Annotated in this window: 26 protein-coding genes; 14 read left to right on the top strand and 12 right to left on the bottom strand. The window is 60.7% G+C overall.

Annotated elements, in window-relative coordinates; all coding sequences use genetic code 11:
- Positions 1–182: 182 nt before the first annotated feature.
- The 3 genes from ypfJ to AC1DLT_RS27335 all read right to left on the bottom strand — a co-directional run bounded on the left by ypfJ (position 183) and on the right by AC1DLT_RS27335 (position 3,025).
- Positions 183–1,091 carry a KPN_02809 family neutral zinc metallopeptidase gene (ypfJ, locus tag AC1DLT_RS27345; RefSeq protein ID WP_151043290.1) on the bottom strand — a complete coding sequence of 303 codons (909 nt, stop codon included), beginning with the start codon at positions 1,089–1,091 and terminating at the stop codon, positions 183–185.
- 94 nt (positions 1,092–1,185) lie between these two features.
- Positions 1,186–2,397 carry an MFS transporter gene (locus AC1DLT_RS27340; protein WP_477488819.1) on the bottom strand — a complete coding sequence of 404 codons (1,212 nt, stop codon included), beginning with the start codon at positions 2,395–2,397 and terminating at the stop codon, positions 1,186–1,188.
- Between the two features lie 145 nt (positions 2,398–2,542).
- Positions 2,543–3,025 carry a DUF2306 domain-containing protein gene (locus AC1DLT_RS27335; protein WP_477488818.1) on the bottom strand — a complete coding sequence of 161 codons (483 nt, stop codon included), beginning with the start codon at positions 3,023–3,025 and terminating at the stop codon, positions 2,543–2,545.
- Positions 3,026–3,136: 111 nt separating this feature from the next.
- Between AC1DLT_RS27335 and AC1DLT_RS27330 the strand changes: the two genes are divergently transcribed.
- A complete protein-coding gene (locus AC1DLT_RS27330; RefSeq protein ID WP_038544147.1) occupies positions 3,137–3,937 on the top strand; it encodes a LytTR family DNA-binding domain-containing protein in 801 nt (266 codons plus the stop codon).
- Positions 3,938–3,952: 15 nt separating this feature from the next.
- Here AC1DLT_RS27330 and AC1DLT_RS27325 read toward each other — a convergent pair whose 3' ends face one another.
- Positions 3,953–5,026, bottom strand: coding sequence for a phosphatase PAP2 family protein (locus tag AC1DLT_RS27325; protein ID WP_477488817.1), 1,074 nt, complete (start codon positions 5,024–5,026; stop codon positions 3,953–3,955).
- A gap of 280 nt (positions 5,027–5,306) precedes the next feature.
- Between AC1DLT_RS27325 and carB the strand changes: the two genes are divergently transcribed.
- Positions 5,307–8,792 (top strand): carbamoyl-phosphate synthase large subunit, encoded by a 3,486-nt coding sequence (carB, locus tag AC1DLT_RS27320; protein WP_477488816.1) that lies wholly within the window; start codon positions 5,307–5,309, stop codon positions 8,790–8,792.
- Between the two features lie 6 nt (positions 8,793–8,798).
- Here the strand turns inward: carB and AC1DLT_RS27315 are convergent, their stop codons facing one another.
- Together AC1DLT_RS27315 and AC1DLT_RS27310 are read right to left on the bottom strand one after the other, a co-directional pair.
- Entirely contained in the window at positions 8,799–9,833 is a 1,035-nt protein-coding gene (locus AC1DLT_RS27315; protein WP_247137117.1) for an alpha/beta hydrolase, read from the bottom strand.
- Between the two features lie 147 nt (positions 9,834–9,980).
- Positions 9,981–10,106, bottom strand: coding sequence for a hypothetical protein (locus AC1DLT_RS27310; protein ID WP_258718898.1), 126 nt, complete (start codon positions 10,104–10,106; stop codon positions 9,981–9,983).
- A gap of 318 nt (positions 10,107–10,424) precedes the next feature.
- On the opposite strand from AC1DLT_RS27310, the gene greA reads away from it, so the two are divergent.
- Positions 10,425–10,901, top strand: coding sequence for a transcription elongation factor GreA (gene greA, locus AC1DLT_RS27305; protein WP_038544152.1), 477 nt, complete (start codon positions 10,425–10,427; stop codon positions 10,899–10,901).
- 31 nt (positions 10,902–10,932) lie between these two features.
- Entirely contained in the window at positions 10,933–11,991 is a 1,059-nt protein-coding gene (locus AC1DLT_RS27300; protein WP_477488822.1) for a glycosyltransferase family 4 protein, read from the top strand.
- Here the strand turns inward: AC1DLT_RS27300 and AC1DLT_RS27295 are convergent.
- Positions 11,975–13,000 carry a glycosyltransferase gene (locus AC1DLT_RS27295; RefSeq protein ID WP_477488815.1) on the bottom strand — a complete coding sequence of 342 codons (1,026 nt, stop codon included), beginning with the start codon at positions 12,998–13,000 and terminating at the stop codon, positions 11,975–11,977. The two genes, AC1DLT_RS27300 and AC1DLT_RS27295, sit on opposite strands and share 17 nt — an antisense overlap.
- 345 nt (positions 13,001–13,345) lie before the next feature.
- On the opposite strand from AC1DLT_RS27295, the gene AC1DLT_RS27290 reads away from it, so the two are divergent.
- Positions 13,346–14,125, top strand: coding sequence for a glycosyltransferase family 25 protein (locus tag AC1DLT_RS27290; protein ID WP_477488814.1), 780 nt, complete (start codon positions 13,346–13,348; stop codon positions 14,123–14,125).
- A gap of 27 nt (positions 14,126–14,152) precedes the next feature.
- On the opposite strand, the gene AC1DLT_RS27285 is transcribed toward AC1DLT_RS27290, so the two are convergent.
- Complete coding sequence (locus tag AC1DLT_RS27285; protein ID WP_038544156.1) at positions 14,153–14,620, bottom strand: Lrp/AsnC family transcriptional regulator; 468 nt, start codon at positions 14,618–14,620, stop codon at positions 14,153–14,155.
- Positions 14,621–14,855: 235 nt separating this feature from the next.
- Here AC1DLT_RS27285 and trxB point away from each other — a divergent pair, with 235 nt between their 5' ends.
- From trxB to AC1DLT_RS27265, 4 genes are all read left to right on the top strand, one after another.
- Complete coding sequence (trxB, locus tag AC1DLT_RS27280; RefSeq protein ID WP_247137114.1) at positions 14,856–15,830, top strand: thioredoxin-disulfide reductase; 975 nt, start codon at positions 14,856–14,858, stop codon at positions 15,828–15,830.
- A 15-nt stretch (positions 15,831–15,845) separates the two neighbouring features.
- Positions 15,846–16,742, top strand: coding sequence for a LysR family transcriptional regulator VtlR (locus AC1DLT_RS27275; RefSeq protein WP_038549439.1), 897 nt, complete (start codon positions 15,846–15,848; stop codon positions 16,740–16,742).
- Positions 16,743–17,360: 618 nt separating this feature from the next.
- Positions 17,361–17,657 carry an ArsR/SmtB family transcription factor gene (locus AC1DLT_RS27270; RefSeq protein ID WP_038588257.1) on the top strand — a complete coding sequence of 99 codons (297 nt, stop codon included), beginning with the start codon at positions 17,361–17,363 and terminating at the stop codon, positions 17,655–17,657.
- A 39-nt stretch (positions 17,658–17,696) separates the two neighbouring features.
- Positions 17,697–18,818 carry an alkene reductase gene (locus AC1DLT_RS27265; protein ID WP_477488813.1) on the top strand — a complete coding sequence of 374 codons (1,122 nt, stop codon included), beginning with the start codon at positions 17,697–17,699 and terminating at the stop codon, positions 18,816–18,818.
- A 54-nt stretch (positions 18,819–18,872) separates the two neighbouring features.
- On the opposite strand, the gene AC1DLT_RS27260 is transcribed toward AC1DLT_RS27265, so the two are convergent.
- On the bottom strand, positions 18,873–19,892 hold the full coding sequence (locus AC1DLT_RS27260) for an SDR family oxidoreductase (protein WP_477488812.1): 1,020 nt from the start codon (positions 19,890–19,892) through the stop codon (positions 18,873–18,875).
- Between the two features lie 99 nt (positions 19,893–19,991).
- Between AC1DLT_RS27260 and AC1DLT_RS27255 the strand changes: the two genes are divergently transcribed.
- Entirely contained in the window at positions 19,992–20,900 is a 909-nt protein-coding gene (locus AC1DLT_RS27255) for a LysR family transcriptional regulator (RefSeq protein ID WP_477488811.1), read from the top strand.
- A gap of 5 nt (positions 20,901–20,905) precedes the next feature.
- Here the strand turns inward: AC1DLT_RS27255 and AC1DLT_RS27250 are convergent, their stop codons facing one another.
- Positions 20,906–21,169: a DUF2188 domain-containing protein gene (locus tag AC1DLT_RS27250; RefSeq protein ID WP_038544166.1), complete on the bottom strand. Its 264-nt coding sequence runs from the start codon at positions 21,167–21,169 to the stop codon at positions 20,906–20,908.
- A 232-nt stretch (positions 21,170–21,401) separates the two neighbouring features.
- On the opposite strand from AC1DLT_RS27250, the gene AC1DLT_RS27245 reads away from it, so the two are divergent.
- From AC1DLT_RS27245 to AC1DLT_RS27230, 4 genes are all read left to right on the top strand, one after another.
- A complete protein-coding gene (locus AC1DLT_RS27245) occupies positions 21,402–22,508 on the top strand; it encodes a calcium:cation antiporter (protein WP_038544169.1) in 1,107 nt (368 codons plus the stop codon).
- Between the two features lie 169 nt (positions 22,509–22,677).
- Entirely contained in the window at positions 22,678–23,796 is a 1,119-nt protein-coding gene (locus AC1DLT_RS27240; RefSeq protein ID WP_247036399.1) for a 5-methyltetrahydropteroyltriglutamate--homocysteine S-methyltransferase, read from the top strand.
- Positions 23,797–23,901: 105 nt separating this feature from the next.
- A complete protein-coding gene (locus tag AC1DLT_RS27235) occupies positions 23,902–24,336 on the top strand; it encodes a DUF3597 domain-containing protein (RefSeq protein WP_038544173.1) in 435 nt (144 codons plus the stop codon).
- Positions 24,337–24,541: 205 nt separating this feature from the next.
- Positions 24,542–25,768, top strand: coding sequence for a PQQ-dependent sugar dehydrogenase (locus tag AC1DLT_RS27230; RefSeq protein ID WP_477488810.1), 1,227 nt, complete (start codon positions 24,542–24,544; stop codon positions 25,766–25,768).
- A 42-nt stretch (positions 25,769–25,810) separates the two neighbouring features.
- On the opposite strand, the gene AC1DLT_RS27225 is transcribed toward AC1DLT_RS27230, so the two are convergent.
- The gene (locus tag AC1DLT_RS27225) at positions 25,811–26,197 is read right to left on the bottom strand and encodes a type II toxin-antitoxin system VapC family toxin (protein WP_477488809.1); all 387 of its coding nucleotides are present in this window, start codon (positions 26,195–26,197) and stop codon (positions 25,811–25,813) included.
- A complete protein-coding gene (locus AC1DLT_RS27220) occupies positions 26,194–26,472 on the bottom strand; it encodes a type II toxin-antitoxin system Phd/YefM family antitoxin (protein WP_477488808.1) in 279 nt (92 codons plus the stop codon). Before AC1DLT_RS27220 ends, AC1DLT_RS27225 begins: the two co-directional genes overlap by 4 nt.
- Positions 26,473–26,501: the final 29 nt, after the last annotated feature.

The following is a 26,501-nucleotide window of genomic DNA, read 5'->3' as shown; positions in this document are numbered from 1 at the left end:
TGGCGACTGTTCGGGTTCGATGGAACGGCGGATGAAGACCCAGGCTCTGCCACGGGCTTGGTGTCCCAAGGGAGGTTCGGTCTCCCATCCGCCACCGCATCTGGCAGTAAATCGCCAAAAGCGGATAAAGGGAAGTTACAAGGGGGGCGATCTGGCTCCGCCCTCTGCTACGGGTCTGGAAGCTAAACATTCCCCGAGAACGTATCGCAGGCCTTCATGTCGCCCGTGTCGAACCCGCGCTTGAACCAGCGCGCGCGCTGCGCCGAAGTGCCGTGGTTGAAACTTTCCGGCACGACATAGCCCTGGCTGCGCTTCTGCAACGTGTCGTCGCCGATCTGCTGGGCGGCGTTCAGCGCCTCTTCGAGGTCGCCGGTATCGAGAATGCCCTTCTGCTGGGTGAACTTGCCCCAGACGCCGGCAAAGCAGTCGGCCTGCAGCTCGACGCGCACCGACATGCGGTTGGCATCGGCCTCGCTCATCCGCTGGCGGGCCTGGTTGAATTTCGGCAGGATGCCGAGAAGGTTCTGTACGTGATGGCCGACCTCGTGGGCAATCACATAGGCTTCGGCAAAATCGCCGGCAGCATCGAAGCGCTGTTCGAGCTCCTTGAAGAAATTGGTGTCGAGATAAAGCTTATGGTCGCCGGGGCAATAGAAGGGTCCCGTTGCGGAAGACGCAAATCCGCAGGCGGAGTTCACCTTGCCGGAAAACAGCACCAATGTCGGCTCCTGATACTGCTGACCGTTGGCCTGGAAAATGCCGTTCCAGGTATCTTCCGTCTCCGCCAGCACGGTGCGCACGAACGCTGTCGTGTCGTCATTGGCCGGCGTGCGGTTGCCGGTCGTCTGCTGCTGTTCGAAACCCGAACCGTCCATGCCGAGCTCGCCTGACAGCAGCGAGAGCGGGTTGATGCCGGTAATCCAGCAGATGATCAGGATGACGATGATCCCGCCGATGCCGAGCCCTCCGCCACGGCGGCCACCGCCACCGATCGGGATGCGCAGGCCGCCGCGACCCAGCGGACTGCCGTCCATGGAAGCGCCGCGCTGGTCCTCGACATTGTCCGATTGCCGGCGCCCTCTCCATTCCATGTCGTGCTCTCCTGTTCGACCGAATCCTGGCCGATATAACGCTGGCGGCCGCAAAAGCGATCCGTCCCCGCATCACATAGCCGAAGATTCGTCTTCAGGCGACCCGCAGAGCCTTTTTGCCCGGCAGGAAAACCGTCAGCAATCCGAATACCGGCAGGAAAGCGCAGACATTGTAGACGAAGGTGATGCCGTAACGGTCGGCAAAGATGCCGAGCACCGCCGCGGCGATGCCGCCGATCCCGAAGGCGATCCCGAAAAAGATGCCGGCGATCATCCCCACCCGGCCCGGCACCAGTTCCTGCGCCATCACCACGATCGCCGGGAAGGACGAGGCCATGATGAAACCGATGATCGCCGAAAGCGCGATCGTCACCGGCAGGTTGGCAAACGGCATAGCGAGCGTGAACGGCAGCACGCCGAGGATCGAGAACCAGATCACCACCTTGGAGCCGAACTTGTCGCCGACCAGCCCGCCGATGACAGTGCCGAGCGCGACGGCGCCGAGGAAGATGAACAGCATGATCTGCGACTGCTGCACCGTCACCTGAAAGCGCTCGATGACGAAGAATGTATAATAACTGCTGATCGACGCCATGTATGCGTTCTTGGAGAAGGTCAGGATGGTCAGCACGATGAGCGAGATGGTCACCGTCCGCTTTGAAAGGTTGTGGGCCTTCAGCACCCGCTTGCGGCCATGGTTGGCGAGCATATGCGCCTTGTACCAGCGCGCCACCCACGACAGGACGACAATGCCGAGCAGCGCGATTCCCGAGAACCAGGCAACGCTACCCTGACCGTTCGGGACGATGATGAAGGCTGCGAGCAGCGGGCCGATCGACTGGCCGAAATTGCCGCCGACCTGGAAGACCGACTGCGCCATGCCGTAACGACCGCCGGAAGCGAGCCGCGCCACACGCGAGGATTCCGGATGGAAGACGGCCGAGCCGATGCCGATCAGCGAGGCGGAGATCACCAGCACCCCATAGGAATGCGCGTTCGCCAGCATGAACAGGCCGATGAAGGTCGAACCCATGCCGACCGGCAGCGAATAGGGGAACGGCTTCTTGTCGGTGATGATGCCTATCACCGGCTGTAGCAGCGAGGCCGTGCACTGGAAGGCGAGCGTCAATATGCCGATCTGCCAGAAATCGAGGGCATAATCCGTCTTCAGCATCGGATAGATCGCTGAGATCATCGATTGCATGATGTCGTTGATCATATGGCAGAAGCTGACCGCCAGGATGATCGGCAGGATCGTCACTTCGGCGGCAGTTGCGGAAATGGGTTTGGATGTTGCATCGGCCATTGAATTTCCTCCGCGCAAGCGGTCGTCATCGCGGATGGCCGTTGCTGCAAGTGTCTTGGTTGCAGCTCTAATCCCGCAAGCCGGGCCTGTCCATGACAGGAAGGCGCCGAACGGTACGCTTCGAGGAAATTCTTGATACAAGCTCCTAAATTCGCCGCGACGCCAGCCTCTGCTGAAGAAGGAGCGTCCCGGCGATCGCGATGAGCGTCAGAAGCAAAATCCAGCTCGGTCCGCCGGAAAACACCACGGTGTTCATGATCCGGCCCGGGATCAGCGTGAACAGGCCGGCGATGATGATGCCGCCGAAATACATGCCGATAACGGTCGCCTTGTGCGCTCTTATATTATGAGCGCGTGCCGCGCTGATCGACCGCCACGCCCCGACCAGCACGAAGACTGACAGGAGATGGATCGGGCTGAAGCCGTAGACGAGGTTGATCTGGTGGATGAAGAAGCTGGAGAGCGAGGTGATGACCATCAGCGCCATCCAGATCTTGCCGAGCAGGCGGTGGACCGGTGTGCCTTTGCGATTGAGAAGGATATAGGCGCCGAGCACCGATGCCGGCAGAACGGCCGCGACATGGACCTGCACGGCAAGCGGGGCGTCAAGAAGCGGTTGAAGGTTCATGGGAAGTCCCTGTCGAAATCAGCGAGAACGGGAGGCGATTGAATTGATCGCCTGTTTCCGCCATGACTGGCTTGCCCTCAATCGGAATGGCGCAAACGACGGACAAACTTCGTGAATCACCCGTTTTTGAGCTCCACGCTTCGTGAATTGCAGATCTTCACCCGCTCCTGGCGCTTCTGGACGACCTTTACGCTCGTCATCCTGATATTTGTCGTCACCGGCCCCTACGGCACGCTGGAGCGGATGACGCTCGGCGTCCGGCTCGGTTACTGGCTGATCGTCCATGCCGTCACCTGGACGATCGCCATCTGTCTGTCGATCATCGCGGAAATCCTGTTGCGCAACCGCGTCAACCATGCGCTCGCCCGCATGATGATCGGTTCGCTGGTTGCAGCCCTGCCGATCGGCTTTGCACTCGGCGCCATCGATTTCGCCTTCTTCGGCCACTGGACCGGGATGAGTGATGGTTTGCACCGGGCGCTGTTCGCGCTGCCGCTCTGCGCCCTCTTCTGTCTTCTGACCTATACGGCGATGCACCGGCAGATCGCCGAAGCTTCCGCCCCGCCCACGCTTGTACCGGCGCCGGCGGCCTCCTCCGCATCGGAACCTGAAATCCTCGCTCGCTTGAAACCCCAGAACCGCGGCGCGCTCCTGCGACTTTCCGTCGAAGACCATTATACCGACGTGGTCACCAGCCGCGGCCACGAACTGATCCTGCTGCGTTTTGCCGACGCCCTGAAGGAACTTGGGGTCACGCCTGGCCTGCAGGTGCACCGCTCGCACTGGGTGGCGGATGCCCATGTCGAGACATTGAAACGCGACGGCGGCAAGCTCGTGCTGATCATGAAGGACGGCACGGAAATCCCCGTGAGCCGCACCTATATGGACGCGGTGCGGTCGCGGTTCGACTAGATTACCACCCGTTGGCTATGACGCTGCGGCTGCGTCCGAACGCCGGATGAACACGAAAGGCGCTCGCCAGAACACCGATGCGAAGAAATAGGCCAGCGTCACGATCATGAACGAGACATATCCGTCGATGGCATAGTGCCAGCCGAGATAGACGGAGCTCAGTTGGACAAAGCCTACATAGGTAAAGCCTAGGATGCCGAGGCTGCGGGAACGTTCGGCCATAAAGTAGGCATTGAGGGTGATCAGGCCGACATGGACGCTCGGAAAGGCGGAAATACCGCTTGCCAAACCAGGGGTGCCCTGTTCGTAGAGGCTCCAGAGATAGGACTGGTAATGCGCCGCGGAATTCGCCCACTGGCTCAAAGCAAGAAACGCCGTCAGCGCAGCAAACCGGGCGTGGTCGCCGGTCACGGCACCGTAAAAGGCCGGACCAGCCGACAGGAACATACCCGCAAGCACATTGCCGCATATGACCCAGACAAACAGAAAAAGCAGCATGTAACGTTGGCGAATACCATCGGCGGCTGGTGACGTCAGGACGAAGAAGAGCGCGCCGAAGCAGATGATGAACCACGCCACGCTGTAATTGAATTCGACGATGGCAAGAACCACGTCGTAACCGGCCACCGCATGCAGCAGCCGCCATGGATCCAAGCCGAAATATATCCAGGCGTCGATATCCGCCTGTATCTTGTCGTAACGGAAACCACCTTCCAGCGTCGGCAAGGCGTTTTTGATCGAGGTGAACGTGCCCTGGAAAACCATCAGGCCCATCATCAACAGCACGCCGGAGACCAGAGAGGCGACACGCCGGGCGGAAAAAACGCGGCGATAGGCAAGCGGCCGCCGCCTGTCGAAACGCAGTATCAGCATGGACAGATCGATAATGACCGCCATCAGCGGCAGAAAAACAGCAAACACTGCTGGCCATTTATCGAAGTAAAATTGATAGGAAATCATCTCCGTCGTGCTGGTAAGGCCGAGGAATATCAGGCCTCCGAGCGAATAGAAGCCGATAAGTGCGTAAAGCAGCGCATCCTTGCGCTGGCGAACCCGGCATTCGCGGGCGACACATATCAAAAATCGCACCGCCTGCTCTGTGCATGCCACGCGCTGCTGCATCTGTTCACGTCTCGATAGGAGGCCCCCGATTTCTTGACACTATGCAAATCTGATTAAGGTTTCGCTATCTGAACACCTCAAGACCGGACCTGGATTTCTGTAAATTCGGCGATTTATGGGGTTCCGTTCGCTAGAACATTTGCCTATAAGCCGCGTCTAGCCTGAAAAGACATGCTCGCGCGACCCGACCGGTGGTATTCCACGCCGTGCCGGTTTTCTGCGCAGGCAAAAAGCGGAAAGATACGCCATGCCCAAGCGCCAAGATTTGAAATCGATCCTCATCATCGGCGCGGGTCCGATCGTCATCGGCCAGGCATGCGAGTTCGACTATTCCGGCACCCAGGCCTGCAAGGCGCTGAAGGAAGAAGGTTACCGGGTCATCCTGGTCAATTCCAACCCGGCGACGATCATGACCGACCCGGGACTGGCGGATGCCACCTATGTCGAGCCGATCACCCCCGAAGTCGTCGCCAAGATCATCGCCAAGGAGCGGCCGGATGCGCTGCTGCCGACCATGGGCGGCCAGACCGCGCTGAATACCGCGCTCTCCCTGAAGCGGATGGGCGTGCTCGACCGCTACAATGTCGAGATGATCGGCGCCAAGCCGGCCGCCATCGACATGGCCGAGGACCGTGCCCTCTTCCGGGAAGCCATGTCCCGCATCGGGCTCGAAACCCCGAAGTCGATGCTGGCCAATGCCACCGACATCAAGGATGCCGACCGCAAGACCCATGAGATCGAGCGCAATCGGGTCAAGGAAAGCCTGACGGGTGCCGAACTCGACACGGCACTCGACGAGCTCGAAAACCAGTGGAACCTCGGCGAGACCGACCGCAAGCAGCGTTATATCAGCCACGCCATGGCGATCGCCGCCCAGGCGATCGACGTGGTCGGCTTGCCCGCCATCATCCGTCCCTCCTTCACCATGGGCGGCACCGGCGGCGGCATCGCTTATAACCGCTCGGAATTTTTCGAGATCGTCGGCGGTGGCCTCGATGCCTCGCCGACCACCGAAGTGCTGATCGAGGAGTCGGTGCTCGGCTGGAAGGAATACGAGATGGAGGTGATCCGCGACAAGGCGGACAACTGCATCATCATCTGCTCGATCGAGAACATCGACCCGATGGGCGTCCACACGGGCGATTCGATCACCGTCGCGCCGGCGCTGACGCTGACCGACAAGGAATACCAGATGATGCGCAACGCCTCGATCGCGGTCCTGCGCGAGATCGGCGTCGAGACCGGCGGCTCGAACGTGCAGTTCGCCGTCAACCCCAAGGACGGCCGCCTCGTCGTCATTGAAATGAACCCACGCGTCTCGCGCTCTTCGGCGCTCGCGTCGAAGGCCACCGGCTTCCCGATCGCCAAGGTCGCCGCCAAGCTCGCGATCGGCTACACGCTCGACGAACTCGACAACGACATCACCGGCGGCGCCACCCCTGCCTCCTTCGAACCGTCGATCGACTACGTGGTCACGAAAATCCCCCGTTTTGCCTTCGAAAAATTCCCGGGCGCCTCGCCGGTCCTGACGACTGCGATGAAGTCGGTCGGCGAAGTCATGGCGATCGGCCGCACATTCGCCGAATCGCTGCAGAAGGCGCTGCGCGGCCTTGAAACCGGCCTGACCGGCCTCGACGAGATCGAAATTCCCGGCTTCGAGGACGGTGAGAACTCCAGGAACGCCATTCGCGCCGCAATCGGCACGCCGACCCCGGATCGGCTGCGCATGGTTGCCCAGGCGCTACGCCTTGGCCTCACCGAAGGCGAAGTCCATGAGGCCTGCAAGATCGACCCGTGGTTCATCGCCCAGCTCAAGGGCATCACCGACATGGAAGCCCGCGTCCGCGAGCACGGCCTGCCGGACGATGCCGAGAACCTGCGCATGCTGAAGGCCATGGGCTTCTCCGATGCTCGCCTCGCAAGCCTTACCAAAAAGCGGCCGAAGGAAGTGGCGGAACTGCGCAACAGCCTGAATGTCCGCCCCGTCTTCAAGCGCATCGACACCTGCGCTGCCGAATTCGCCTCGCCGACCGCCTACATGTACTCGACCTATGAAACGCCTTTCGTCGGCGAGCTGCGCTCGGAAGCAGAAGTGTCGACTGCCAAGAAGGTCGTCATCCTCGGCGGTGGTCCGAACCGCATCGGCCAGGGCATCGAGTTCGATTATTGCTGCTGCCACGCCGCCTTCGCGCTGAAGGATGCGGGCTACGAAGCGATCATGATCAACTGCAACCCGGAAACCGTGTCGACCGACTACGACACGTCCGACCGCCTCTATTTCGAGCCGCTGACGGCCGAAGACGTGATCGAAATCCTGCGCGCCGAGCAGGAAAAGGGCGAAGTGGTCGGCGTCATCGTCCAGTTCGGCGGCCAGACGCCGCTGAAGCTTGCCGAGGCGCTCGAAAAGAACGGCATCCCGATCCTCGGCACCGCGCCCGACATGATCGACCTTGCCGAAGACCGCGACCGTTTCCAGAAGCTTCTGATGAAGCTCGATTTGAACCAGCCGAACAACGGCATCGCCTATTCCGTCGAACAGGCCCGCCTGGTCGCCTCTGAAATCGGCTTCCCGCTGGTCGTGCGCCCGTCCTACGTTCTCGGCGGCCGCGCCATGCAGATCATCCATTCGGAATCGATGCTGCAGACCTACCTGCTCGACACCGTACCGGGCCTGGTACCGGAAGACATCAAGCAGCGTTATCCGAACGACAAGACCGGCCAGATCAACACCCTGCTCGGCAAGAACCCGCTTCTGTTCGACAGCTATCTGAGCAACGCCATCGAAGTCGACGTCGATTGTGTCTGTGACGGCACCGACGTTTATGTCGCCGGCATCATGGAGCATATCGAGGAAGCCGGCATCCATTCGGGTGACAGCGCCTGCTCGCTGCCGCCGCGTACGCTTTCCAACGAGATGATCGACGAACTGGAACGCCAGGCGAAAGCCATGGCCAAGGCGCTGCATGTCGTCGGCCTGATGAACGTCCAGTTCGCCATCAAGGACGGCACGGTCTACGTTCTCGAAGTCAACCCCCGCGCCTCGCGCACGGTGCCGTTCGTGGCCAAGACCATCGGCGCGCCGATCGCCAAGATCGCTGCCCGCGTCATGGCCGGCGAAAAGCTCGACGCGACCTTTGCTGCCTACGGTACCAAGCCGGATCCGCGCGCGCTGAAGCATATCGCCGTCAAGGAAGCAGTCTTCCCGTTCGCCCGCTTCCCCGGCGTCGACACGCTGCTTGGCCCGGAAATGCGCTCGACCGGCGAGGTCATCGGCCTCGACACGGATTTCGCACTGGCCTTCGCCAAGTCGCAGCTCGGCGCCAGCGTCGAACTGCCGCGCGACGGCACGGTGTTCGTCTCGGTTCGCGACGAGGACAAGATCCGCGTGCTCCCGGCGATCCGCATCCTGACCGACATCGGCTTCAAGGTGCTTGCAACCGGCGGCACCGCCCGCTTCCTTGCCGAACAGGGCATTGCCTCCACCCGCATCAACAAGGTGCTGGAAGGCCGCCCGCACATCGAGGATGCGATCCGCAACCGCCAGGTCCAGCTCGTCATCAACACCACGGACGGCAACAAGGCGATCTCCGATTCCAAATCGCTGCGCCGCGCGACGCTGATGCAGAAGGTGCCTTACTACACCACCATGGCCGGCGCCGAAGCCGCGGCACTCGCGATCAAGGCGCTGAAAGCCGGCAATCTGGAAGTCCGGCCGCTGCAGAGCTATTTCTGAGCCATATCAGGCGATGCGAGCGGACGCCGTCTTCGCATCGTCCTTGATATGCCAGTCGCCCTGGAACTTTGGCCGTGTTCCCTCTTGAAGGGTCAAGCGGCCATTTTTCATTTTCCGGGTTGGAATGGCCTGGCGGTCAATTGCACCTTCTAGTGTCATGGAGAGGTCTCGGGCAAACAGCCGATTGCCAATATGCCAGGAATGCGTCCAGGAGCCGAGACTCGGCTGCGACTTCGGATCGACACCCTCGAAATAATCACCACAATCGACGTCCACCGCTTTCGAATTGACGACGGCCGGCAAGCCAACACGCCCCGCGCGCGGAGCAACGCCGAGCCTCTTCGCATTGGAGACAGCGAGCACTGAATCAAACGGATTGGAATAATTAGTAAAGCGCATGATCCGCCTAAACATGGGCTGGCTCCAATCGCTTGACAGAGCAAGACTATCGCTGGAGACGTCACCCGCGATAAAAGCTACCTGACCCATGCGCCAATCGCTCTTGAAGAGCTCACCTTTCTTCTCGGCCTGCGCAAAAGCCTCAAGGGTGACATAGCACCCTGCGGAATGGGCTATCAGGTGCACGTTAGTCTGACAGCCGGCCTTCTGTGCCTGGCTGAGCAAAAGGATGCCCTTGGTGACAAGCTCGGCAGCGACGGCCGCACCATCCCATCGGTCCTCAAGATAGTTCAGTGTCTGATTGTCGCTAGGCCAGTCGAACGCGACGATTTCACCGTGCCAACCTTCAGCCTTCATATCTTCCTTTAGCTGCCTGACACGCTCGATCACATTGGGAATGGCGTTGTTATAGCCATGAATGAATATGAGCACGTCGCCACTCGGGCCAATCGAATTTGGATTCTCGTCTCCATCCGCAAGCCCCTGTACTTCGGAGACCCAATCCTTGCTGCTGGAAATGACATGACTGGCATCGTAATGATTGACGCCGCTCGGAACCTTGAGAAACCTTATCGGCCCTGGCTCTTCGGTGAAGTTGGTGCCCTCACGCTTTCTCGCAGAAATTATATATGTGCTGGTCATTGTCGCCCCCGGAACCACCCCTCACATCGCAGTTAAGTTAGAACAACATCCACGAAAGACACAACCTTTAATTTAATGTTTCCAAAAACACCCGCACGGGTCCAAGCCTCGATTGCACAGAATTCCCGCCTGAATCAGTCTCTCCGTTCACGCCGCCAAGCGCTTGATCCGGCTCATGTCCTGCCTGAATCGGGCAAGCTCCTCCGCCTTCCTGCCCTCGTCGGGAATGTGCAGCAGATAGGACGGATGCACCGTAACGAAGATCCGAACCATCTCCTCCATCGTGTGGTCGGAAGAGCGGATGATGCCAGAGGAAAGGAAAAGACCTTCGTTCTTTCGGCGACTTCTTCATTGGAACGTTCGCCAAATGTTCCTTTTTCGCCCGTCAAGTCATTGACAAATGGTGCCGCTTGTACCCACATGCCGACGTAGGGGCACACGGACAAGGTTTCGAAATTCCTAGCGCTCGCTGTCGAAATCCTGTTATAGTGACCTACATTCTGATTTTACGATGGTTCCGAAGTTTCGCTCCGGAACCTGTTTCTTTTTGTGTCCGCGGCATCCGCGGGCATACGCCTGAAGGACAAGGAAATGGTTGAAAAGGTACCGATGACGCAGAGTGGCTTTTCCAAGCTGCAGGAGGAGCTGCGCTGGCGTCAGCAGGAGGAGCGCCCCCGTATCATCGAGGCAATCGCGGAAGCGCGCGCCCATGGCGACCTTTCGGAAAATGCAGAATACCATGCCGCCAAGGAGGCCCAGAGCCATAACGAAGGCCGCGTCACCGAGCTTGAAGACCTGACCGCGCGTGCGGAAGTCATCGACCTGTCGAAAATGTCCGGTTCGAAGATCAAGTTCGGCGCCACCGTCAAGCTGGTCGACGAGGACACCGACGAGGAAAAGATCTACCAGATCGTCGGCGACCAGGAAGCCGACGTGAAGGCCGGCCGCATCTCCATCTCTTCGCCGATTGCGCGCGCGCTGATCGGCAAGGAAAAGGGTGATTCCATCGAAGTGGTCGCTCCCGGCGGCTCCAAGGCCTACGCCATCCTCGCCATTTCCTGGGGCTGATACGCCCGTGGGCAAAAACGGCGATCCCGCCATCATCGATATCCGTGACGTCGAAGTCATCGCGCCGAATTTCAAGCGGCGCCTCTCCGGCGTCACGTCGACGATCATTCAGCTCGTCCCCGTCCAGAGATCGCTTGGCCAGAAGGTCGCAGCGCTTGGCCCCGGCCTGCCCGCTGATCTGCCGCATATCCGCTACCGCGACCTCTTCCGCCTCTGGTCGCCGCCGCGCGGCAGGCGGTGCCGAATCTGGCATGCACGCCGTAATATCGAGATGCTGCCGGCAATTTTCATGCGTGACGTGTTGCGCATGCCGATGAAGATCGTCTTCACCTCAGCCTCGCAGCGCCGCCATACCGGCTGGACGAAATGGCTGGTCTCGAAAATGGACGGCGTGATCGCCACCAGCGGCAAGACGGCCGATTATCTGACGGTCAGGAACACCGTCGTGCTGCACGGCATCGACACCAACCGCTTCTCACCACCATCGGACAAGGCCGAGGCCAAGCGCGCCCGCGGTCTCGATCCCGCACAGAAGATTGTCGGCTGTTTCGGCCGCGTGCGCCGCCAGAAGGGCACCGATCTTTTCGTCGATTCGATGATCAAAGTGCTTGCCGAGCGCAAGGACTGGTCGGCGATCGTCGCCGGCCGCGCCACCGGCCCGCATATGGATTTCGAGGATGGGTTGAAGAAGAAGGTCGCCGCCGCCGGCCTTGCCGACCGCATCCTGTTTGTCGGCGAGCATAGCGATATCAACGAATGGTATCGCGCCCTCGACCTCTTCATCGCGCCGCAGCGCTGGGAAGGTTTCGGGCTGACGCCACTGGAAGCCATGGCGACCGCGGTCCCGGTAATCGCCACCGATGTCGGTGCATTCCCGGAACTGCTGGTGACCGGCGAGGAAGAAACCGGCCTGATCATCGCCCGCGACAGCGTCGATGCGATGGCCGAAGCGACCGCCGCCCTCATGGATGACGAGCACCGCCGCAAGGCTGCCTCGATCCGCTCCCGCGCCCACGCGCTTGAAAATTTCAGCATCGAAGGCGAAGCAAAGCTGCTCGGCAATATCTACCGGATCACGGCTTCCGCTTGAAAAGCTCGATATAGGCGTTCGCCACAGCCTCTTCCGAAAACTGCCCGACCAGCGTCGCCCTGCCCTGTTCGCCAAGGCTCGCGGCCAACTGCGGGTCGGCGATCACCTGGTTGATGGCGCGCGAATACCCGGCCACGTCATCGATATCGACGAGCAGGCCGTTTTCACCATCGCGCACGAACCAGGACGGACCTTCCGAGCGCGACGAAATCACCGGCTTGCTCTGCGCCCATGCCTCGAAAATGACATTGCCGAGCGGCTCATGGCTGGAGGGCATGATAAAGATGTCGGCGGCGGCCAGATACGGCCGCGTATCCTTGTGCCAGCCGAGGAACCGCACCCGGTTCTCCATCTTGTGCTCGCGCATGACCGCTTCCAGAGCTTCCCGCTCCTCGCCGTCGCCGGCGATCCACAGATAGGCGCCCGGCACCGCCGTCATTGCCTCGATCAGCAGGTGGAACCGCTTGCGTTTGACGAAACGGCCCATCGTCATGATCAGCGGCACACCGTCCGGCGTATCGGCAACCGACCTCGCGATCGGCGCCACGACCGACGTGTCCGTGAAGTTCGAGATCACCTCGACGCCGCGGGTCCAGCCGAGATTATTGCGCACATGGTCGGCAATGCCCGGCGTGTTGCAGACGAGAATGTCGGAATTCTTGAAATAGCCGAGGTGGGTGGGATAGTCGCCAAGACGGGAGAGCTTGATACCGCCCTTATAGTCCGGCATCAGCCGGGCGCCGCGGGTGGACCAGGAAATGATTGCGTCGGCCTTGTCGCGCTTTGCCATGGAGAGCACCTTCATCGGCAGAAGGATACGATCAATGGAAAGATTGCGGAAATTGCTTTCGATAACGCGGGCGTGGGCCTCGACATCTGGCTTCCAGCGGCGGTTCCAGCGCATTACGGCCGTCTGCTCTACGCCACGCCGCGCAAGCGCGCCGACCAGATGCACGAAGAACTTCTCCGCCCCGCCGTCCTTGCCGAAAATATACTGGTGAACCCGCATCGATGTCGCCTCGCCTGTCCGTTTTCCGCCGCTTTGTACCGGAAACCAGCATCTATAGGCAGCGCCGCCTATATGTTACGGTTGAAAAACCTGCGCAAGGGGTAGGCGAATGGTTGTCCCTGAAATGTTGGGCCTGCTGCGTATGCGCTGCCGAAGGACTTCAGCCCGCAAGTCGACGATGTTATCAGGCATAAACGCGCCGCTGTTCCAAAAACGATACGGCCGCGATATAGCAACGTCTGAGCAGTTTCGACCACATCGTTACATCATCACAAGTCTACCGGCGACGGAAGCGGAAGTGGCGGACCCAAAAGCCGCTGCGCCTCCTTGGCGGAAAAGGGAAAAATGCAATCGCTTGAGACCTATGTCATCAATCTGGATGGCAGCAATGACCGCCTGCAGACCATCAGCGACCGTCTTTCAACCTTCGGCATCGCCTTCGAACGGATCTCCGCCGTCGACGGCCGCAAGTTCGATCTGGCGACGATCCCGGATTATGACGCGGAACGCGCTGAGAGCTATATGGGCCGCACCCTCGTCGGCGGCGAGATCGGCTGCTACCGCAGCCACCTGAAGGTTGCCGAACATTTCCTGAAATCGGACGCCCGTTATGCGCTGGTGCTGGAAGACGATGCGCTGCCGCTGTGCAACCCAGTCGAACTGCTCGAAGCGGCCCTGCCGGATCTTGAAAAGGTCGATCCCGACTGGCGGCTGATCAATATCGGCAACAACAAGCTGAAGATCGCCACTCCCCTTTCCCGCTACGGCATCGGCGGCCACGACTGCGAACTGGTGGCGGCGCATTACTTCCCGATGACGACGAGTGCAATCGTCTGGTCGCGCGAAGGCGCCCGGCTCTTCATCGAGGAACATGGCAAGATGTTCGCCCCAGTTGACAATTATTTCCGCCACTGGCTGACCCGCACCGGCCACGGTTATTCCTTCTGGCCCTCGCCCGTCACCACCACGGATGCCGCAAGCGAAATCCTGGCAAGCTCAGGGCGCGCCAGGAAAACCAACAAGCGGAAATGGTTCTACGCGTTTGCCAAGCAGCGGCGCTTGATGGAAGACAAGCTGATTGCCTTCATCCACAAAAAGCGGTTTCGGCCAGCCGGGAGCAAGTGACGAAGCGATTCGCCGTGCCGGTGCGCTTCAGATCTCGACCAGGCCCAGATGCTTCACCTGCCGAATGGTCAGCATGGTGCGCACCGTGTCGACATGCTGGTCGGCGGTCAGTACCTCGATGACGAAGTCCTGGAAGACGGTGAGGTTCTGGGCCGCGCAGCGCAGCAGAAAATCGCTGTCGCCATTGACCATCCAGGCCTCGCGCACCATCGGCCATTGCTGCACCTTCGCGGCGAAGGCCTTCAAGTCCGCGTCCGACTGCCGTTTCAGCCCGACCATGCAGAAGGCGACGAGATCGACGCCGAGTTTCGGGGCGTTGAGAAGCGCGTGATAGCCTTCGATGATACCCGCTTCCTCGAGCTTGCGCACGCGGCGCAGGCAGGGCGGCGCGGAAATGCCGACGCGCTCGGCGAGCTCGACATTGGTCATACGCCCGTCGCGTTGCAATTCCCGCAGGATTTTTATGTCGATGGCATCAAGATCGGCGCGAAGCACAGAAGTCCCCTTCGTTCTGCAGTGCTTTTATCGCAAGACGAATTTTACGCAAGAATATGTCTCGAGGCGCCTGGCATTCGTGTTCCATGCCAACTGATCTGTTGTTAGTGCAAGGCTGCCCTTGCATTGCTGCATGGATCGATCTTACATGGCGCTTCTACAGCGGCAGACCGGACATCGACCACCTATATGAGGGGCAAAGAAACGTCGACCGGTCTTTGAAAGGAAATAATCCATGTCCTCCCGTCATACCGAGGTCCTGATCATCGGCTCCGGCCCGGCTGGCTATACGGCCGCCATCTATGCAGCGCGCGCCATGCTGAAACCGGTTCTGATCGCCGGCATGGAACAGGGCGGCCAGCTGATGATCACCACGGATGTCGAAAACTATCCCGGTTTCGGCGATCCGATCCAAGGTCCCTGGCTGATGGAGCAGATGCTGAAGCAGGCGACCCATGTGGGCGCCGAGATCGTCAACGACCTCGTCACCGAAGTCGAGCTCAACCATCGCCCATTCACGGTGCGCACCGATTCCGGCCAGGTCTGGACCGCCGAGACGATCATCATCTCGACCGGCGCCAAGGCAAAATGGCTCGGCATTGAAACCGAACAGCAGTTCCAGGGTTTCGGCGTCTCCGCTTGCGCCACCTGCGACGGCTTCTTCTATCGCAACAAGGATGTGATCGTGGTCGGCGGCGGCAATTCCGCCGTCGAGGAAGCGCTTTACCTGTCGAATATCGCCAAGTCGGTGACCGTGGTGCATCGCCGCGACAGTTTCCGTTCGGAAAAGATTCTGACCGAACGCCTGTCCCAGCGGGCCAATGTCAACGTGCTGTGGAACACCGAAATCGCCGAAATCACCGGCAAGCCAGCCAAGGCGCCGATGCCGCCCTCCGTCGAGGGCGTCAAGCTGCGCAATACCCAGACGGGTGCCGTCACGGACTTCCCGATCCACGGCGTCTTCGTGGCGATCGGCCATGCGCCGGCGACCGAACTCTTCAAGGGCAAATTGAAGATGAAGCCGAACGGCTATCTCTGGACGGCTCCCGATTCGACCGCCACCGACGTGCCCGGCGTATTTGCCGCCGGCGACGTGACGGACGACACTTTCCGTCAGGCGATCACCGCCGCCGGCATGGGCTGCATGGCAGCGCTCGAGGCCGAACGCTACCTCTCCGGCATCCAGCCGGTCGCCATAGCCGCGGAGTGACGTTGAACGATGGGTGTGCCGCTCGACTGGGATAAACTGCGCATTTTCCACGCGGCGGCGGAGGCAGGGTCCTTCACCCATGCGGCCGACAAGCTGCATCTTTCCCAGTCGGCAATCAGCCGCCAGGTCAGTGCGCTGGAACAGGATGTCGGCGTAAAGCTCTTCCACCGCCATGCGCGCGGCCTGATTCTCACCGAGCAGGGCGAACTGCTCTACCGCACCGCCCACGATGTGCTGCTGAAGCTCGAAACGGTGAAGATGCAGCTCACCGAGACGACGGAAAAGCCGTCCGGCAAGCTGCGCGTGACAACGACCGTCGGTCTCGGCCAGGGCTGGCTCACCGACAAGGTGCAGGAATTCCTGCAGCTCTATCCGGAAATGTCGATCCAGCTGATCCTCGACAACGAGGAAGTCGACGTCAACATGCGCCATGCGGACTGCGCCATTAGGCTTCGCCAGCCGGTGCAGTCCGACCTGATCCAGCGAAAGCTCTTCACCGTGCACATGCACGTCTATGCAGCGCCCTCCTACATCAACCGTTATGGCGAGCCGCAATCCGTCGAGGATCTCGACCACCATCGCATCATCACCTTCGGGGAACCGGCGCCGAACTACCTGCTCGACGTCAACTGGCTGGAATATGCCGGCCGGTCGTCGGACAATACCCGCACCCCGCACCTGCAGATCAACAGTCAGACGTCGATCAAGCGCGCCTGCCTGCTGGGGATAGGAATCGCCTGCCTGCCGGATTATATCGTCGGCCGCGACCCGGGCCTTATTCAGCTGGCGATCAATGCCGACATCCCGTCCTTCGATACCTATTTCTGCTATCCGGATGAAATGAAGAACGCCGCGAAGCTGAAAGTCTTCCGCGACTTCGTGGTTGGCAAGGCTCGCAACTGGAATTTCTGAGGCTCGCGCGTGAGCTGCGTTCGGCGAAAAAATCCCTGAAAATCCAGAGAGTTTCCCGCTTCTGCGGCCGCCTGATATGTAACCATTGAGCGCGTGAAATAAAAGCATTGCAGCTTGCGCATGGCTGGCCTGCACAAAAGACTATTGTTCACTGCACAAAAAACCACCATATCGCACATAGCTGATGCATATGGCGGCTTTTCCTCCCAGTTCCGCCGCAGCAGCTGTTCCCCTCTGGAGGTTTTTTTTGACCTTCACACTTATAGGGCCCTGGAGCGATCCAGTGGCCCTCTTTTTTTGCCAAAAATCCTGAATTGGCTCATCCCGCTGGTTACTCATAACCATCCTTGCCAAAAACTTCTGTTCAATATCCCATCCGCACCCTTGTCGAGCGAAACTCGGCTCCCCATATTGAGTTGAGCCGGCGCGCTATGACGACCTCCTGGTTGTTTGTGCTGGCTGTTCCCCTCTGGAGGTTTTGACCTTCACAATTATTGGGCCTCGGAGCGATCCGGCGGCCCATTTTTTTTACAATCCTTCGCTTCTCCGCAAATCGCTTCCTTTAAATCGGCTCAAGACGATCTATATATCGGAAAACTCCGATGTTGGATCCTGACGATGGACAAGACGGAAATTCTGAAAGCGCTGGCGCATCCGACCCGGGTCGAATTCCTGGAATGGATGAAGGAGCCGGAACGTCATTTTTGCGATCAGGCGCATCCGCTCGAAATGGGCATCTGCGCCAGCCAGTTCGAAAAACGCTGCGGCCTCTCCCAATCTACGGTCTCGGCGCATCTTTCGACGCTCGAGAAAGCTCGCCTGGTGAAAATCGACCGGGTCGGCCAATGGGCATTCTACCACCGCGACGAAAAAACCATCGCGGCCTTCCTCGACGATCTCAGATCGACCCTCTGATCCCTCCGCCCCTCCTCCCAACCGCATAAGGAATTTCCGATGACAAGCATTTTTGATCCGACCAGGTTCGGCGATATCGAACTCGCCAATCGCGTCGTCATGGCTCCCCTGACGCGCAACCGTTCGCCGAAAGCGATCCCCAACAACCTCAACGTCACCTATTACGAACAACGCGCCAGCGCGGGCCTGATCGTCACCGAAGGCACTCCGGTCAGCCAGCAGGGCCAGGGTTATGCGGACGTGCCGGGCCTTTATCTGCCGCAGGCGATCGAAGGCTGGAAGAAGGTGACCGATGCCGTCCACCGCAGGGGCGGCAAGATCGTCACCCAGATCTGGCATGTCGGCCGTGTCTCGCACACCTCCCTGCAGCCGAACGGCGGCGCTCCCGTTGCCCCCTCGGCTATTCCCGCCGGCGGCAAGACCTACATCATCAATCCGGATGGCAACGGCGCCTTTGTCGATACCTCCGCTCCCCGCGCGCTGGAACATGCGGAAATCGCCGGCATCGTCGCTGATTTCGCCAAGGGCGCCCGCGCCGCGATCGACGCCGGCTTCGACGGCGTTGAATTGCATGGCGCCAACGGCTACCTGATCGACCAGTTCCTGAAGTCGGGCGCCAACCAGCGCACCGACGAATATGGCGGCTCGATCGAGAACCGGGCACGGTTCCTGCTCGAAGTCGTCGATGCGGTGACCAAGGAAATCGGCGCCGGCCGCGTCGGCATCCGCCTGTCGCCGGTGACACCGGCCAATGGCGTCAGCGATCCTGATCCGCAGGCCGTCTTCAACTATGTCGTCGAGCAGCTCGGTCCGCGCGGCCTCTCCTTCATCCACCTGATCGAAGGCGCGACCGGCGGCGACCGCGCATTCTTCCAGGGCGACAAGCCCTTCGATTACCAGGAACTCAAGGATATCTACCGCAAGGCCGGCGGCAAGGGCGGCTGGCTGGTCAACAACGGTTATGACGGCGAAAGCGCCTCCAAGGCCGTCGAAAGCGGTTATGCGGACGCCGTCGCCTTCGGCAAGCTCTTCCTCGCCAACCCGGACCTCGTGCAGCGCTTCAAGGACAATGCGCCGCTCAACGAGGCCGACAAGTCCACCTTCTATGGTGGCGGCGCCAAGGGCTATACCGACTATCCGGTGCTCGAAGCCGTCGCGTGATCTGACTGAGAAGGCGCCGCCCAAAAGCGGCGCCTTTCCTTTTGAGAATACCGCTCAGGCTAAAAGCGCCACCGGCTTTGCAGCCTTGGTCGGCTTGGACTCGATACAGCCGAGATCGACAAGCGTCGTCCGAACTGCTTCATCGATCGGCGTCGAAGGCTCCTCGCCGAGGAAAGCCCGCAGTTTGTCATTGCTCATCCGCACCGGCACCTTCCAGAGGTAGCGCATCTCGCCCAGCTCGCGGAAGATCGGCACGAAGGGCGAGCCGAGCTTCAACAACCACCACGGGAACGCCCTCACCTTAATCGGATGCCCGACGACCCGGCCGATCGCCGCGATCATCTCGCGCCCATCCCGGTCCCAGAAGCCGCGCATCTGGAAACGCGCGAAACGCGGTAGTTCACCCTCCCGGTCGATCAGCCGCAGCATGGTTTCGGCGACATCCGGCAAATAGGCCCATTGATGCCCGATGCCCTGGGCATTCGGCCGGCTGACCGAGGTCACCGGCTTGCCGGGTTTCACCAGGCCTTGGGCGAACCAGCTGTTTGCTGCACCGGGGCCGAAATAATCACCAGCCCGCACGATCAGCACCGGCACACCCTCGCTCGACGCAACCTCCAGCCGGCGTTCCAGCTCGACCCGGATCGCGCCCTTGCGCGTTACCGGGTTCTGCGGGCTCTCCTCGGTGATCTCAGGAAAGGCATCCTGCCCGTAATTATAGACCGTGCCGGGCAGCAGGATGCGGGCGCCGACGGCGCGGGCCGCTGCGATCGTGTTGTCTAGCATCGGCAGGACCAGCTTTTCCCAATCCTTGTAGCCGGGCGGATTGACCGCGTGGACGATCAGCTTGGCATCCTGGGCGGCGCGGCGGACATCGGCGGCATTCATCGCGTCGCCCTGGAGCCAGTGAAAGCGAGGTTCGCGCTTCGCCGCTCCCCCGGCCTTGCGGTTGAGGGCGCGGACGGTCCAGCCACGTGCGGCAAGGCCGCGCGCCATATGGCCGCCAATCCCGCCGGTGGCGCCGAGAACGAGGGCGATAGGCCTTACGGGGTTTGAGTTCGATTGTTCCGACATGGCGGCAATCCTTCCAGCTGCATGCGTTTCGTCGGCTGGACTATCGCGCCATTCGCCCATATACGGAATTGACAGAATTTCTTTGGCATCCATACAAAAATGAATAACATCAGCTGGGACTTCTACCGCACCTTCCTCGCTGTCCTGCGGCTCGGCTCGCTGTCTGCCGCCGCGCGCGAACTCGGTCTGACCCAGCCGACCGTCGGCCGCCACATCGATGCGTTGGAAGAGGCTGTGGGCTTCCAGCTCTTCACCCGGTCGCAGCAAGGCCTGCTGCCGACCGAGCCGGCGCTGGCGATGAAACCCTATGCGGAAAACCTTGCCATCACGGCCGCCGCCATGCAGCGGCTGGCCTCGGGCGAGATCGGCACCGTCAAGGGAACGGTGAGGATCAGCGCCAGCGAGGTGATTGGCGTAGAAGTGCTGCCGCCGATCCTGGCCGCACTTCAGGACGAATATCCCGGGCTGGAGCTGGAACTGTCATTGTCGGACGAGCTGGAGGACCTTTTAAGGCGCGAGTCTGATATTGCCGTGCGTATGACCAGCCCGGCCCAGGATGCCCTTGTCACCCGCCATATCGGCGAAATCCCGCTCGGGCTTTATGCCCATCGGCGTTATATGGATCGACACGGGGTTCCGCAAAGCACCGAAGACCTGGCCACCCACCGACTGATCGGCTTCGATCGCCGCACCGCCTTCGTTCGCGCCGCTGCGGACCGTATCCGCATGACCTCTCCGGCCTTTCCCGATATCGAGAATATCCGCTGGAGCTACCGGGCGGACAACAATCTCGCGCAACTGGCGGCGATCCGCGGCGGTGTCGGCATCGGCATCTGTCAGGTCGGCATCGCCCGGCGTGACCCGGATCTGATCCGGGTGTTGCCCGGCATCTTCGAACTGCCGCTCGATACCTGGGTCGCCATGCACGAAAACCTGAAATCGTCGCCCCGCTGGCGCGTCACCTTCGACGCGCTGACCAAAGGCTTGCTGGACTATGTCCGCGGCTGACGTTTTCAGTGGGTGGTCGGCGCCTCGTCGCCATCCATGACCTCGGCCTCGGGCCGGTCGCCACCCTCGCTATATTCGGTGTGCCAGATGCCCTTTTCGTCCTGCCAGCTGATTTCTTCCGGCTCTCCGCCGACCTGCTGTTCGGCCGCTACGATGCGGGCCGCCTGCAAAGCGTCTGAATGGCTAGGAAAGGTTTCCGAATAGACGTCGCCTTGCCGATAGGCCCAGCCGCCATCATGCGGCACGACTTTATAGGTAACCTTGGTCATACTCCCTCCTGTCTTTCATGGCTGCCTTGATCCATTCGGATCCTTGTCCTGTCGCGGCATCGGCGTGAAAAATTGAAAAGGTGCCACGAAGTTCCAAGCCACATCGCAAATCACGTCATAAATTATGGCATCAAAGACCGCCGACCGCAAATCTTCGAGGCGAAAGCGGAACCGTGCTTGATGCCGCAGGTTGCCGCATTAGATTGTCATCGGCCAAGGTCAGGAGCGGAATGTGGGTTTGTTGTCCCTGCTGAAGCAGGAAAGGTTTCTCATCGTCGCGCTGGCGGCTGGTTTCGTCGCTTATTCCATTGAGCATTCCGTGCTCGAGGCCGGCAAAACGGCGTCGTTGATCACCGCAGCCGTCCTGATCGGCATCATCATCCTCGCCTCCACCCGTGTCGCCCACCATGCCGAAATACTCGCCCACAAGGTCGGCGATCCCTATGGCACGATGATCCTGACGCTGTCGGCGGTGGCGGTCGAGGTGCTGATCCTCGCCATCATGATGGGAAACACCAGTTCCCCTACCCTGGTGCGCGACACGATCTATGCGGCCGTCATGCTGGACATCAACGGCATCCTTGGCCTCGCCGCCCTGCTCGGCGGCCTGCGCCATGGCGAGCAGCCCTATAACGACGATTCCAGCCGCACCTACAGCGTGATGATCCTGACGGCCATGGGCATTTCCATGATCGTCCCGGAATTCATCCCCGGCGACCGCTGGCACTATTATTCCGCCTTCACGATCTGCGCGATGATCGCACTCTATGCGGTCTTCCTGAAGATGCAGGTCGGGCCGCACAGCTATTTCTTCAGCTACACCTATCCGCGCGCTGCGAAGCCGGCAACCAGCACCCGGACGCCGCGGGCGGAAACCGAGCACGAATCCGCGGCGATCTCCATCGGCGTCATTCTTGTCGGCGTCCTGATCATCGGCTTCCTTGCCGAATTCATGTCTACGCTCATGAATGCCGGGCTGGAGGGCAGCGGCGCGCCGCTGACATTGATGGCTGTCGTGGTTGCGGCGATTTCCGCAGCGCCCGAAATTCTGACCGCACTGCGCGCGGCACTGCGCAACCGCATGCAGTCGGTCGTCAACATCGCCATGGGCGCGTCGCTGTCGACCGTCATCCTCACCGTGCCTGTCATGGAGAGCATCGCGCTCTACAGTGGCCAGCCGTTCGTCATGGCGATGACGCCGGTCCAGACCGTCATGGTCACCGTCACCCTGATCGCCGCCGCGATCAACCTCAACGACGGGCAGACGAACGCCATCGAGGGCATGACCCACTTCGTTCTCTTTGCGACATTCGTGATGCTGACGGCACTGGGCCTCTAAGCGAAAAAGATTCCGCGTCAAAGGCTTGCGCGCGGGAACGGAATCGGGTCGTGAAGAGGTTGAATCAATGTCTGAAATATGGTCGTGTCCGCCGCGGCGAAGGCCGGCTTCACAGCCGGTTGTCCAGCAATGGGCGCGATCACCATGTTGCGCATGAAGGAGATTTCAAATGTCTACACCTCCCTACAGAGCCGACCACGTCGGTTCGCTGCTGCGTCCCGCGTCCGTCAAGGACGCCCGCAAGAAGTTCTACGAAGACAAGAGCATTTCCGCGGACGAGTTGAAGGCCGTCGAAGACGAAGGCATCCGGGAACTCGTCAAGCTGCAGGAAAGCGTCGGCCTGAAGGTCGTGACCGACGGCGAAGCCCGTCGCCACTTCTGGCACTACGACTTCCTCGGCCTGCTCGACGGCATGGAGTTCGTCACCCGCGAAGCCCACAAGGGCGTCACCTTCCACGGCGTCAAACTGCCGCCGACCTTCCCGACCATCAACGGCAAGCTCGACTTTCCGGACGATCACCCGCATCTGGAACACTTCAAGTTCCTCGCCGCCAACACCAAGGTGACGCCGAAAATCTCCATCCCCGGCCCGAGCGTCGCCCATTACCGCACCGCTCGTGCTGACGTCACCTATCCGGAATACCAGGATCAGGAAGCGCTGTTCGCAGCTCTCGCCCGCACCTATGCCAAGGCCGTGCAGAAGTTCTACGACGCCGGCTGCCGTTATCTGCAGATGGACGACATCTACTTCGCCTATCTCGGCGACGAGAAGCAGCGCGCCATGAAGCGTGAGGAAGGCTACGATCCGGACTGGCTGATCGAGAAATACGCATTGACCATGCATGAAGCGATCAAGGATCGCCCGAAGGACATGCTGATCGGCATGCATATGTGCCGCGGCAACTTCCGCTCCACCTGGGCTGCCGAAGGCGGCTACGATGCAGCGGCCGACGCGATCTTCAACAAGACCGGCGTCGACATGTTCTTCATGGAATACGACACCGAGCGCGCCGGCGGCCTGCAGCCGCTGAGCCTGCTCCAGAAGGGTTCCAAGCAGCGCGTCTATCCTGGCTTCATCACCACCAAGACCGGTGAACTGGAAACGCTCGACTCGCTGCGCCGCCACTTCGACGAAGCCTCCAAGTTCGTCGACATCGACCAGCTCGGCATTGCGCCGCAATGCGGTTTCGCCTCGACCGAGGAGGGCAATTCGATCACCGAGGACGACCAGAAGCGCAAGCTGGAACTCGTCGTCCAGACCGCCGAAGCCATCTGGGGCACGGCCTGATCCACTCCTCCGGCCGCAGGTATCGATTTAACTGCGGCCGGCTCTTGAGAATTCGCGTCACCGCCCGACGTTCTCCTGACAAATAAACTCAGGGAGACTTTTAAAATGGGTATATTCGACAAGATCAAGAACGCGATTTGGGGCGGTCATGCCGAAGCGGCGCAGTCCGCCACGCCCGCCGAACCTCTGAAACCCGCCGCTCCGGTTTCCGCATCCGCTGCACCGATGGCCAATCCGACGCCGATCCCATCGGCAGCGCCCGCAGCCCCCTCCTCGTCGGCTCCGGTCGACATCACGCCCATACTCGACGCCGCCGTCAAGAAGAGCGGCCAGAAGCTCGATTGGCGCAAGTCGATCGTCGACCTGATGAAGGCCCTCGATCTGGACTCCAGCCTCACCGCCCGCAAGGAACTGGCCGCCGAGCTGCACTATACCGGCGACACCAACGACTCCGCGACAATGAACGTCTGGCTCCACAAGGCGCTGATGAAAAAACTCGCCGAAAACGGTGGCAAGGTCCCGGCTGAACTCGCCGACTGATCCTCGACCTCCCCCGAACGCATCGAGCCCGCTTTCACCGGCGGGCTTTTGTTCACGGCACGTCAATAAAATAATCTTGAACGAACTGTGTTCGGCGCTTGCCGATGAACGCCCTAGATGAAGGCCATTGCCGATGCTCCTTCGCCGCGTGCGGGGTGTCATTGCAGGCCTCGGCGGTAATCCGCCCATTGAAAGGGAGTCTATAATGAAACGCCTCAGTCTTCTCCTGACCGGTTCGGCCCTCTCGCTTGCCTTGGTCGCCGGCCCCGTTTTTGCTCAAAACGCCGGCCAGCCCGCGGAAACCAAAGCGCCAAACGCTCGCGACCAGAAACCCGCCTTCGCCAACCAGACGCGTGCTCCGCAGCCGGCCCGGATGCCGAAGATCACCCAGGAAGTGATCGCCGACGGCCTGCCGCATCTCTGGGCGATGGAATTCCTGCCCGACGGCCGCATGCTGGTAACCGCCAAGCAGGGTGCCATGCACATCATCTCGGAGGAAGGCGAAGCGGGACCGAAGATCGAAGGTGTGCCGAAAGTGCTTTCCGGCGGCCAGGGCGGTCTGCTCGACGTGGCGCTTGCCCCGGACTTTCCGACCTCCGGCACGATCTTCTTCTCCTTCTCCGAACAGCGCGACGACGGCAACGGCACGTCGGTCGCCTCGGCCAAGCTCGTTCCTGACGATCGCGGCGGCGGCAGGCTGGAAAATCTCAGAGTCATCTTCCGCCAGATGCCGAGCTACGACGGCAACAAGCATTTCGGCTCACGCCTCGTCTTCGGGCCCAAGAACGAGCTCTACGTGACGGTCGGCGAGCGTTCCGATCCGCAACCGCGCGTACAGGCCCAGGATATCGCGAGCGGCCTCGGCAAGATCTTTCGCATCGACATGAACGGCAAGGCGCTGCCCGACAATCCGTTCGTCGACCGCCAGGGCGCCCGGCCGGAAATCTGGTCGCTCGGGCACCGCAACCTGCAGTCCGCCACCCTCGACGGGCAGGGCCGTCTCTGGACAGTAGAACACGGTCCACGCGGCGGCGACGAACTGAACCGCCCGGAAGCCGGCAAGAATTACGGCTGGCCGGAAGTCACCTACGGCATCGACTATAGCGGCAGGCCGATCGGCAAGGGCATCACCGCCATGAAGGAGACGGAACAGCCAGTCTATTTCTGGGACCCGGTGATCGCTCCGTCCGGCATGGCCTATTATGACGGCGACGCCATCCCGGAATGGAAAAATTCCTTCCTGATCGGCGGCCTCGTCGCCCAGGGCATCGTGGTCGTCCACATGGACGGCGACAAGGTGGCCTATGAGGAACGCGTACCGCTCGGCGCCCGCATCCGCGACGTCAAGGTCGGGGCCGACGGCGCCGTTTATGCGGTGACCGAACAGCGCGGCGGCGGGGAATCGACGATCGTGAAGTTGACCAAGAGCTGATGGGCCAATTTGGGTGCGGCGGCGCTTTACGGCGCCTCTTGCTCAAAATTTCAATGCCAGTGGATGGTGCACGAGCGCCCGATCGACCGTCACCAGCAATAGTCCTTCCGCCTGGCACTGAGCCAGCGGAAGTCGGTCAAAGGGATCACGTGTCTCTGGCTCCGGTTCGGCGGCAGTGATGACATGCGGTATGTCTATAGGGAGTATTTTAAGATCGGAAGCCTGCAACATCACCGGCATCTGATCTAAAGGCATGCCCGGATCGAGCTTGCCCAGTCTCGACTTGATGGCGATTTCCCAGAGGCTCGCCACGCTGACAAACCCCGATATCGTCGCGCCGGAAAAGAACTTATGAAACGCCGGAAACTGGCTGTCGAATTCCCGTCGCAAGAATGCGAGCACGATATGAGTATCGAGCAGAAGTTTCATGATTTAGGCAGAGGGGTGATCAGGAAATCTTCCGGCAAAGGATCGTCGAAATCCACAGCGATATACGGCACCGGGTTGATGATGCCCTTCGACCGCAGATAGGCCTGACCTGCTTCCCAGTCGATGCCGCCTTTCTTCTCCGGCGACTCTTGATGCGGCACGATATCGAACACCGGCTTGCCGTCCCGCGTCACCGTCACGGTCTCGCCCTGCTCCACATCCTGGGCAAGTTCGTCGAGGCGGTCCTGAGCTTCGCGAAGAGAAACGGTTTTCATAACCGAAATGTATGTCCGGTCGCCCCCGT

It is taken from the genome of Neorhizobium sp. 05N33 (genome assembly GCF_056397445.1).
This window is presented reverse-complemented; position numbering and strand designations above follow the sequence as displayed.